At 54.7% G+C, this 10203-nt stretch carries 9 protein-coding genes and 2 riboswitches; of the genes, 4 read left to right on the plus strand and 5 right to left on the minus strand.

The window, feature by feature from the left end:
* Nucleotides 1-14: 14 nt before the first annotated feature.
* Nucleotides 15-244: riboswitch (cobalamin riboswitch) on the plus strand.
* A 138-nt stretch (nt 245-382) separates the two neighbouring features.
* From NDQ72_08070 to NDQ72_08085, 4 genes are all read left to right on the plus strand, one after another.
* Nucleotides 383-2185: a TonB-dependent receptor gene (locus NDQ72_08070; protein ID WKD29886.1), complete on the plus strand. Its 1803-nt coding sequence runs from the start codon at nt 383-385 to the stop codon at nt 2183-2185.
* A gap of 82 nt (nt 2186-2267) precedes the next feature.
* Nucleotides 2268-3140 (plus strand): cobalamin-binding protein, encoded by an 873-nt coding sequence (locus NDQ72_08075; protein WKD30362.1) that lies wholly within the window; start codon nt 2268-2270, stop codon nt 3138-3140.
* A complete protein-coding gene (locus NDQ72_08080; protein WKD29887.1) occupies nt 3141-4136 on the plus strand; it encodes an iron ABC transporter permease in 996 nt (331 codons plus the stop codon).
* Entirely contained in the window at nt 4136-4906 is a 771-nt protein-coding gene (locus tag NDQ72_08085; protein ID WKD29888.1) for an ABC transporter ATP-binding protein, read from the plus strand. Before NDQ72_08080 ends, NDQ72_08085 begins: the two co-directional genes overlap by 1 nt.
* Before the next feature lie 42 nt (nt 4907-4948).
* On the opposite strand, the gene NDQ72_08090 is transcribed toward NDQ72_08085, so the two are convergent.
* The 5 genes from NDQ72_08090 to NDQ72_08110 form a co-directional block, all read right to left on the minus strand.
* Nucleotides 4949-5887, minus strand: coding sequence for a DMT family transporter (locus NDQ72_08090; protein WKD29889.1), 939 nt, complete (start codon nt 5885-5887; stop codon nt 4949-4951).
* A gap of 56 nt (nt 5888-5943) precedes the next feature.
* Nucleotides 5944-6768, minus strand: a complete 825-nt coding sequence (locus NDQ72_08095) for a helix-turn-helix transcriptional regulator (GenBank protein ID WKD29890.1) — start codon at nt 6766-6768, stop codon at nt 5944-5946.
* A gap of 131 nt (nt 6769-6899) precedes the next feature.
* Nucleotides 6900-7664 carry an ABC transporter ATP-binding protein gene (locus tag NDQ72_08100; GenBank protein ID WKD29891.1) on the minus strand — a complete coding sequence of 255 codons (765 nt, stop codon included), beginning with the start codon at nt 7662-7664 and terminating at the stop codon, nt 6900-6902.
* Nucleotides 7664-8728, minus strand: coding sequence for an iron ABC transporter permease (locus tag NDQ72_08105; protein WKD29892.1), 1065 nt, complete (start codon nt 8726-8728; stop codon nt 7664-7666). Before NDQ72_08105 ends, NDQ72_08100 begins: the two co-directional genes overlap by 1 nt.
* Before the next feature lie 15 nt (nt 8729-8743).
* A complete protein-coding gene (locus tag NDQ72_08110; GenBank protein WKD29893.1) occupies nt 8744-9757 on the minus strand; it encodes an ABC transporter substrate-binding protein in 1014 nt (337 codons plus the stop codon).
* A 64-nt stretch (nt 9758-9821) separates the two neighbouring features.
* Nucleotides 9822-10014, minus strand: a riboswitch (cobalamin riboswitch).
* Nucleotides 10015-10203: the final 189 nt, after the last annotated feature.

The raw sequence follows: 10203 nt of genomic DNA on the forward strand, positions 1-10203 counted from the left end.
CCTAACAAGTTGCTAGTTTACGCGCACTCTCAGGTGCTGGTGGCGATTACCGCCATCAGTTAAACGGGAAGTTGGTGAACACTAACGTGAATCCAGCGCTGCCCCCGCAACGGTGATCGAGATAAGAACGGCTAAAGATGCCACTGTGCTAATGCATGGGAAGGTGGTCGTTCGGAAAGGCAGGATGTTGTTATCTGCTTTTCGCTCGTCAGCCCGGAGACCGGCCTAAGAGGCATGGTTCTAAAGAGCCACAACATGCCGAGACGCGGAGGGCGTGCTCAGGGTGATATAGCCAGCTTAGGCTGCCGATCTCCCCATCATCCCTCTGCCCGGTCAAAAAAATACGCTGTGCGGGTGAGCACAGTGAGCAAGGGATCTCCTCATGTCTTACCGTTTTCATTCTACTGCCGCGCTGGCGGCATTTGCGATGGCCGCATTGCCCATGGCCGTTCAAGCCCAATCTAACGCGCAGTCTGCTACGAATGCATTAAACCCCGTTGTTGTTACCGCCGCACTAGCCCCGCGTACTGCTAATGACAGCCTGTCCTCGGTGACTGTACTGGATGAGGCAACGCTACGCCGTCAAGATCCGGTAAGTATTACCGACCTGTTTCGCGGCCAGCCAGGGGTGGATGTTTCCACCAACGGCAGCTTTGGCAAAAACAGCAGTGTTTTTATTCGCGGCAGCGGTAGCGGCCAAAATGTCCTGTTGATTGACGGTATTCGTCTTCGTTCTGCCACTAGTGGTGGGGCTGCCTGGCAGCATCTGGAGCCGCGCATGTTTGATCGTGCCGAAATTGTGCGTGGTCCGCGTGGCAGCCTCTATGGTGCCGACGCGATTGGCGGTGTTATTCAGCTGTTTACCCCCCAAGGTGAAGAACAGGGGCCGCAACCGCGTGTCTCTGTCGGTGGTGGTTCGTTTAATACCCAGCGCCTGAGTGCCGGTATTAGTGGCAAAGAGGGCGGCACCCGCTATAGCTTTGCCGCTAGCCACTTCACCACGGATGGTCAACCGATTCGACGCGATGGCGACGATAAGGGCTATGACAACACCACGGCGTTAGCGCGGGTGTCTCACACCTTTGAAAGTGGTGCAGAAGCGGGCGTGTTGGCGCTTCGTGCCCGTGGTCATAACGAATACGATGGCGGTGAAAACGACTTCGTTCAGCAGGTGGCGGGTGTCTACGGCGAGCTGCCGATAACCGATAACTGGCGCAGCCGTTTAACACTCAGCGAATCTCGTGATGAAAGCGATAACATCAATAGCTTTGGTGACTCAGTGTTTAACACCAAGGTGAGTACCGCGCGCTGGGAAAACACCTTCACAGCGGGTGCCCACGAGCTGATTGCAGGCGCTGAATACAGCGAAGATCGCGTTAATAGCACTACGGCGTACGATGAAACTAGCCGTAGCAACGCGGCGGTATTTACCCAAGCCTTGCTCGATTTTGCACCCTTTACTCTGCAAGCCAGCTTACGCTTTGATGACAATGAAGCTTACGGCGAAGAAGTCACCGGCAGTGTGGGCGTGGGCTATGACGTAGACGGTCACCACACCTTGCGTGCTAACTACGGTACAGCCTTTAACGCACCCACCTACAACCAGCTCTATTTCCCAGGCTTTGGTAATCCCGACTTAGAGTCTGAAACGTCGGAAAGCATTGAGGTAGGTGTGCGCGGTCAGTACGCCCATTGGTTCTGGGATATGGCACTCTATCAAACCGATATCGACAACTTGATTACTGGTCAAGGGCTGTTGTTTAACGTACCTGAAACCCGTATTCGTGGGGCTGAACTGGCTGCTGGCGTTGAGCTCGACGATTGGACGCTAGCCGCCGCGCTGACCTACACCGACCCTGAAAACCGCCTAACAGGTAAGCGCCTGCAAAACCGTGCCTCACAAAGCCTTCGCTTAGACGTAGACCGTGAGCTTGGCGACTGGTCGGTGGGTGGCTCCTGGATTGCTCAAAACCACCGTTATCGTGATGCGCAGAACCAAGACCGCCTCAGCGGTTACGGGCTGGTTAACCTGCGTGCAGGTTGGCAGTTTGCCCCGCTATGGAGTGCGCGTGTAACGTTGGAAAACGTGTTGGATCAAGATTACATTACAACGCGCTCGTTTGATGGTGCCGACTACATTAACGCAGGCCGGGCAGGATTTTTAAGCGTTCACTATGGCCAATAAAAAAGCGAATCAGACATTGTTTAAACATCGCGGGGCCACTGGCCCCGCACTGTTGTTAAGTCGATTGATACTAAGCTTATCGATGCTCAGTGGTGTGGTTGCAAGCGCCGTATTGGCAGATGACCACAGCCGCTGCGCGGTGGATGATCGTGAGCGTGAAGTGTGTCTATACACGCCAGCTCAACGTATTGCTACGCTTTCGCCAGGGGCGACGGAGCTAACCTACGCTGCGGGCGCCGGGGATCAGGTGGTGGCGGTGGTTAGTTACAGTGATTATCCACCAGAGGCCAAAGACGTCGCGTCTGTTGGCAGCCACACGCGCATTGATTTAGAAGCCCTGGTAGGGCTGGCACCTGATTTAGTGATCGGTTGGGTGACCGGAAACCCCGCTGAACAGCTGGAAACCCTTGAAGCGCTGGGTATGCCGGTGTTCTATATTGAGCCTAGGAATTTTGAGGGAGTGGCCAGCGCAATTGAGCGTTTGGCGAAGCTGGCAGGCTCTGAAACAGCCGGTCAGGCGGTCGCTGATAATTTCCGGTCGAGGATGGCTGAGCTGGCCGCTCAATATCGTGACCGGGAGCCGGTGCGTACCTTCTATCAAGTGTGGGATGAGCCGTTAATGAGTGTCAATGACGCACATCTTATCGGCCAAGTGATCGAGATCTGTGGCGGTGAAAATGTGTTTGGTGAGCAGGCGCGTCTGGTGCCACGTATCGATGATGAGGCTGTCCTGGCGGCGAACCCTGAAGCGATTGTTGCTGGAGGCATGGGTGAAGAGAATCGCCATTGGCTGACCCACTGGGAGCAGTACTCAAACGTAACGGCGATTGCCGATGATAATCTCTTTTTCGTCCCGCCTTCTTTAATTCAGCGGCCTACTCCACGCTTGATGGAAGGTAGCCAAATTCTCTGCGAGAAGCTTGATATCGCCCGACAAAGACGCGAGCGCGATTAAATGTTAGCACGACTGGGCTTCCCGCTTGGCCTGTTGCTGCTGGTGGCACTGGCTTCTCTGATTATCGCCCTTGGTATTGGTAGTGCGCAGCTTTCCCCTGGGCAAATTTGGCAAGTGGTTCTCGGTCATCTTGGTTATATCGGCCAGGACGAGGGCAATGCGCTTGCGCGTACCATGGTGCTGGAGCTGCGCTTGCCAAGGGCGCTTTCGGCTTTTGCTGTTGGTGGATTGTTGGCGGTAGCGGGTGCTCTGATGCAAGTGCTGCTGCGTAATCCTCTTGCAGACCCTTATGTACTCGGGCTTTCCGGCGGTGCCTCAATTGGTGCACTTGCTGCCATGCTAGGTGGTCTTGGTGGATTGGCAATTTCAGGTTCGGCATTTGGCGGTGCGCTATTTTCGACGTTATTAGTCTTCGGCTTGGCCCACGGCAGCGGTAGTTGGACCCCTTCGCGGTTACTGTTAACCGGCGTAGTGGTTGCGGCAGGCTGGGGCGCAGTGATCACCTTGATGTTAGCATTGAGCCCCGCCGAGCGGCTGCCGGGCATGCTGTATTGGCTAATGGGCGATCTTTCCTACGCGCGTGCTCCTTGGCCGCCGCTGCTGCTGTTACTGGCTACCTGCGTGGTACTGATGCCTCTTGGACGCAGCTTAAATGTGCTGGCCCGTGGCCCACAGCAAGCTGCTGCGCTGGGCGTTGCCGTCCGGCCACTTGAGTGGTGCATTTATATCGTCGCCAGTCTGCTAACCGCCGCGGCTGTTACTACGGCGGGTAGCATTGGCTTTGTCGGCTTGGTAGTGCCGCATATGCTGCGCCTATTGCTGGGTAATGATCAGCGGTTAATCTTACCGGCCTGTGCTCTGGCTGGGGGCACCTTACTGGTGCTGGCCGATACACTGGCGCGCACAATGATTGCTCCAGAACAACTGCCAGTGGGAGTGATTACTGCGCTATTAGGTGTGCCGACTTTCCTCTTTCTGCTTTACCGGAGCCGCTGATGAGCCGTTTGGTTACCCAAGACCTGATCATCAACGTACCGGGAAGAGACGATGGCACGGCGCTGAATATTGCCATCGAACCAGGGCAGATATGGGGCGTGCTTGGCCCCAACGGAGCAGGTAAAACGACGCTGCTGCACACCTTGGCAGGGCTGAACGCGCCGCGCTCCGGGCAAGTGCTGCTGGGGGAACAGCCCCTTGAGACGCTGAGCAGGCGGCAAGTTGCGCAAATGTTGGGAATTGTCTTCCAGGAACGCTTGGATGGCTTTCCCGCGACCGTGCTGGAAACCGCACTTATTGGCCGCCACCCCTACCTATCGCCATGGCAAATGGAGGGCGCCTCCGACTACGCCCAAGCCGAGGCAGCGCTTGAACGGTTAGACGTTGCGCACCTGCGCGACCGTTTGGTGAGTACGCTTTCTGGCGGTGAGCGCCAGCGCGTGGCGATGGCCACGGTACTGACTCAGGCCCCCAGCATCTGGCTGGCTGACGAGCCCACCAACCACCTTGACCTACACCACCAAAGCGCAGTGATGGCGCTGATGGCCCAGCAGGCAGCCCAGGGCAGCGCGGTGATGATGTGCCTGCACGATTTAAATCTAGCCGCCCGCTGGTGTGACTACCTTTTGCTGCTTTACCCCAGTGGCGAGGCTTGCTGGGGAGCGCGAGACAGCATGCTAGTGCCCAGTGCATTAGAACGCCTTTACCAGCAGCGGCTGGCGGTGGTCGAGGTTGAAGGGGCACCGGTATTTGTGCCCATAAAGGAGTGATGACTAGCTTAGCTAGCTCAACAGTTAGCGCTCGCTGCTACGTTAGCGGGCATCAAGTAGGGTTTCTGGTTTTTGCTGCCGCTCGTTTGGTTGACGCTGGCGGGACATCAAAAACAGGCCTGTGCCCACCAAAACACCGCCAATCACTTCATGCCATGCCGGGTGTTGTCCGATCAATATAAATGCAACCAGGGCGGCAAATAGTGGGCACAGAAACAAGAAGCCGCTTGTATGTACGGAGCCGCCAATCTTTAACGCCGCAAACCAAAGCCCGATAGCTCCAGTCGATGCGGGAATTGCCAGCCACATAAACATTCCCCAGTGGTAAGCATCCGTCGGCAGGGAAAAAGGTTGTTTGCTGCATGCCGCTATCACCACAAGCAGCAGGGAGCCAATCAACATCTGCCAGAAAGTGACTATCCAAGGTGAGGGCGTCATGGCAAATTTCTTACTTAACACGGTAGAGCAGGCCCAGCAGGTAGATGCTAGCATCACCAATACTTCCCCACGCCCGACTCCGTGGTAGCCGTCAACGTCGATCCCAATACAAATAACCACTCCAATAAATGCAGAGGCTAAGCCGAATAAGGCAAACGTCGAGGAGCGCTCGCCTAAAATAAACCATGCCAAGACAACCACCAGTAAAGGGTTACTAGCCATAAGAATGGCCGCTATTGAAGAGCTGGTCGCCGTTAGTCCAATGTTGAGTAGCGACATGACGCCGGCTGTTTGAAAACTACCAATTATTAGCAGTTTTACCCAAGGAAGCTCTTTAAGAGATAGTTTATGCCTGCGCATTTGGATAAAAACAAAAGGCGACAAAGATACCGCTGCGACCAGGAAGCGAGCAGACGCTGCCCATAAAGGCGACATCTGCTCCATAACGAGCTTAGTGCTGACAAAAGAAGACCCTTGCAGGAATGTAGACGCGATTATCAGAACGTAATAGTGGTCAGTGAGTGACGTTAGTGAACGTTTCATATTCCTCTACCGATTATTTCAAGAAGTAGAGAAACAATATCAATCTCACGCGGATTCTATTCTTCCATGCGAGACAACTTTGTTTGAGAACAAGACAGATCGTTTAAATACTCTCGGGGAGATTTCCCCGTGACACGTTTGAACATCACGGTAAACGCCCCTTGTGAAGCATATCCTAGATGCTCTGCAACTTGGCTAACGCGTTGCCCGGTGCTTAACCCCGACATAGCACTTACAATGCGTACCTGCTCTCGCCATTGAATAAAAGAAATACCTGTCTCAGTGCGAAATAGTCGGGATAGTGTCCGCGTCGTTGCTCCGACCTCATTCGCCCAATCTGCCAGTGAGCGCACATCCCCCGGATTTTCCAGCAACGTATCGCAGATCTTTTTCAAACGCTTATCTCTGCCCATGGGCAGCTTTAATCCACACTCGAAGGCCTGCTTCATTTCTTCTAATGCTAGCCGCAATAAGCGCTCTTCGAAGCTGTCTGGATGATAGGTGATTGAAAAAGAGGAGGCCCTGATCAGTAGTTCGCGTAAAAGGGCAGTGACGCCTATTCCTACTGGATGACAGGGCAAGTTCAAGGTGAACGATTCGACATTGACATATAATGTCCGCAAAGATACCGGCGTGCTGGCGCTCATTTCATGTTCTACGTAAGGAGGCATCCAGACGCCACGAAACGGAGGTAATAACCAGTATTCATCGCGGGTGCATAGTCTCATCGTACCTGTGCTGGCATAGATTAACTGTCCACGCTGATGTTGATGGGGAGGGATGTGATGGCCCGCAGGGTACTCTTTAAACATCGACACCACAGGGTTTCTAGCATTTTCCCATTTAGCAAGATGCGCATTTGGTGGATGGTCAGTACTCATTTAGGCCCCAATATCTTAACCAAGAAAACGCCTCACTATACCCTTAGGCCTCGCCACCTTTTACTTGGCTTTTACCTAATGTCATTTATCCATGTCATCTACCCCATGTCATTTATCCCTTGCCAACGTTTCTAAACAGCATTGCGAAAACGCATGACCTGTTTGCCATCGACAGGGTCATCGATCACGTGGGCATGCACACCAAAGGTCTGTTGTAACCTACTGGCGGTGAGCACGTCGTGGGGTGGGCCACTATCGATTAGGCGGCCGCTATCCATAACGCCGATGCGGTCGCACTCCATGGCTTGGTTAAGATCGTGCAGGGAAATAATCACCGTAATCGGCAGTTGCCTGACCAGTTCAAGAATCGACAGCTGGTGGCGAATATCCAGATGGTTGGTGGGTTCATCCAGCAGCAGGATATTAGGCTGTTGGGCCAATGCCCGAGCAATATGCACGCGTTGGCGCTCACCGCCAGAGAGCGTATGCCAAAGCCGATCTGCCATATGCGCCATATCAACATCTATCAGCGCTTTAGCCACGATGGCGTCATCTTCAATTGACCAGGCGCGTAAGGCGGAAAGAAACGGCGTGCGACCCAGCGCGACCACTTGGCGCACGGTAATCCTATCGGTGGTGTCAGCCTGCTGCTCAACTAAGGCAATAGATTGAGCGATAGAGCGTTGCGTGAGGGCGTGCAAAGGCTGGTTATTAATCCGCACTTGTCCTGATTTTGGTTTGTTCAAACCGGCCAGCAGACGCAGCAGGGACGTTTTTCCCGAGCCGTTGGGGCCCACCAGGCCAAAGGTCTGGCCAGGCTCGACAGTCAGGGTAACGTCAATGACCAGTGGCGTGCCATGTACCGCCCAGGTGAGTTGTTCTGCGGATAATTGCATTAATGCCTCTTGCCACGGACAAGAATAAGCGCAAAAGCGGGCGCGCCAATCAGTGATGTAATCACCCCGATGGGAAGCACCTGACCAGATATCAGTGTGCGCGAAAGAATGTCTGAACCGATTAAAAATACCGCGCCAGCAAGCGCGGTGGCGGGTATCAAGCGCGTGTGTTGGCTGCCGACAATAAAGCGCATCGCATGGGGAATCACTAAGCCAACAAAGCCAATCGCTCCTACGATGGAAACCATTACCGCAGTGACCAGTGCCATTGCGATAATCAGCATGCCGCGCACCGGGCGCACTGCAATGCCCATCGACGCGGCGCTGTCGGCCCCGAAGGTAAACGCATCCAGGGAACGGCGGTGCCATAGGCAAACCACTAGCCCGAACAGCGCGGCAGGCACCGCTAAGGTAGCATCAGCCCAGCGCACCCCGGAGAGGTTGCCCATCAGCCAAAACATAATGCCCCGCGCCTGCTCAGCACTGGCTGACTTGGTAATGATAAAAGCCGTCAGTGCATTAAATAGCTGCGAGCCAGCAATCCCGGCCAGAATAATTGCCCCTGCTGCCTGAACGCCACGCCCACCGCCGACACCGCTGTTGGCCGCGTGGGCAAGCATTACTACGATGCCAAAGGCAAGCAGGGCGCCAACGAAGGCACCCAAGGAGAGTGACAGCATGCCGGCGCCTAACCCAGCAACTGCCACCGCAACGGCACCCGTAGAGGCTCCAGCAGAAATGCCCATTAAATAGGGGTCGGCTAGGGGATTACGCAGCAGGGCCTGCAGTACCACTCCCGCCAGCGCCAAGCTGGTGCCACAGCAAGCGGCAACGACGGCGCGGCTGAGGCGGTAGTTCCAGATAATACCCTCGTCGATTCGGTCAACTGGGTAATCGCTGCCAAGTAGCTGGTTGGCGAGTACTTTGAGAATCGTATCAATGGGAATTGATGTCTCGCCGATGGCGGTGCCCGCGATGAGTGCGGCCACCAGCACAAGAGGCGTTACCCAAAGCCAGCGCAGCCCGAAGCGTCTAGCGGTCGGCCGTGTTAGCGCTATGCTCATGTGTTAAAAGCCATCTCAGTTGAAAGACATCGTCGACAGCGCTTCGGCGAGTGACTCAAGGCCGTAAATGCTGCGCATAGTGGCACTCATCGCATGGGCATCCATCTCAACGATGCGGTTATTTCGAACCGCCGTCATTTCGCGGGTAACCGGGTCGTTGTGCAGAAACTCACGCTTTGCTTCGATGTCGTCAGCAGGAAAACGGCGACGATCCATGGCGGCGATAACAATCACATCGGGGTCAGCCTGGGCGATGCTTTCCCAGCCAACGGTGGGCCACTCTTCATCAGACTCGATGACATTGCGAATGCCCAGTTTGTCCATCATATAGCCCGGTGCGCCCAGTTGGCCGGCAACGAAAGGGCTCACCCCCAGATCCGTTGATGAAAACCAAAAGACTGCCGACAGGTCTTCCGGCAAATCAAGGCTGCTTGCTAGGTTGATAGCGTGTTCTTCACGGGCGTTTAGGTCTGTCACCAGGGATTCACCAGCGTCTTGAACATCGTAAATTTCGGCTAGCTCGGTGATCCCTTTATAGATTGATTGCGTCGAGAAGGCGGCGGTGCGGGTACCATCGCCGCCGGTAGAGTTATCCTTGGTATCGCAATCGGCGGGCATGATGTAGGTAGCGATACCTAGTTCATGAAACTGGTCTCGGCTGGCCACGCTCCCGGTAGGCCCCACGTGCCACTCGTACTGCACTGCAACTAAGTCAGGGCGTTTGTTGACCACCGCTTCGAAGCTGGGATCGTCGTTGGCGATCCGCTCGATCTGGTCATTGACCTCAGTAAATTGCGGCAAGACCGGATTAAACCAGACTGAGGTGCCAACTACGCTATCAGCGAGCCCTAATGAGTAAAGGATCTCTGTGGCCGATTGACCCACCGTTACTGTTTGCTCGGGGGGCGACTCTACACTTATCTCTACGCCGCAGTTGGTGAGTGTGAGGGGATAATCGGTAGCGGCGTAAGCCGCTTGGCCAAGGCTTACAACACTGGCAGCTACCGCCGTGGTCAATCTCAACATCATGTACACTCCCGTGCATGATGAGCGATGCATACAGCCAGAAAATATCTGGCCGAACTGTCTCGCTCGATTAATTAACATGGTCGGCAGGTCTCCTGACTGGCGGGTCATGGCTAGCTCGCCTTCCCAGACAATACGTCCAGTGGCTCATTGAGCATCGCTAACCGCCTACAGTTGCGGGGGCAGTTCCGTTTCGCGGCTAAGCCGCAGCGGATTCTCTATTAAGTTCCGTGAGGAACACCGACGGCGGTTATTCTAGGTGGCGGGTAGAGGTAGAACAACAAAAAGCCCGATCTTTCGGCTAAATTTGACATTAAACCCATTTTTTTCATTACGATAAGACAAAACAAAGCCTCTGTGGCTGTGTATTCTTAAATGTCATTTCAATTTGGCCTAGTGTCGACATTAGGCCTGTCTTACCGTGTGCTAATAGGGACTGTCTTCTAGGC

It is taken from the genome of Halomonas sp. KG2 (assembly GCA_030440445.1).
Lineage (GTDB): Bacteria > Pseudomonadota > Gammaproteobacteria > Pseudomonadales > Halomonadaceae > Vreelandella.

Coding starts and splice junctions, on each gene's coding strand:
- NDQ72_08070 (WKD29886.1), top strand. CDS start 383: ATGTCTTACCGTTTTCATTCTACTGCCGCGCTGGCGGCATTTGCGATG.
- NDQ72_08075 (WKD30362.1), top strand. CDS start 2,268: ATGCTCAGTGGTGTGGTTGCAAGCGCCGTATTGGCAGATGACCACAGC.
- NDQ72_08080 (WKD29887.1), top strand. CDS start 3,141: ATGTTAGCACGACTGGGCTTCCCGCTTGGCCTGTTGCTGCTGGTGGCA.
- NDQ72_08085 (WKD29888.1), top strand. CDS start 4,136: ATGAGCCGTTTGGTTACCCAAGACCTGATCATCAACGTACCGGGAAGA.
- NDQ72_08090 (WKD29889.1), bottom strand. CDS start 5,887: ATGAAACGTTCACTAACGTCACTCACTGACCACTATTACGTTCTGATA.
- NDQ72_08095 (WKD29890.1), bottom strand. CDS start 6,768: ATGAGTACTGACCATCCACCAAATGCGCATCTTGCTAAATGGGAAAAT.
- NDQ72_08100 (WKD29891.1), bottom strand. CDS start 7,664: ATGCAATTATCCGCAGAACAACTCACCTGGGCGGTACATGGCACGCCA.
- NDQ72_08105 (WKD29892.1), bottom strand. CDS start 8,728: ATGAGCATAGCGCTAACACGGCCGACCGCTAGACGCTTCGGGCTGCGC.
- NDQ72_08110 (WKD29893.1), bottom strand. CDS start 9,757: ATGATGTTGAGATTGACCACGGCGGTAGCTGCCAGTGTTGTAAGCCTT.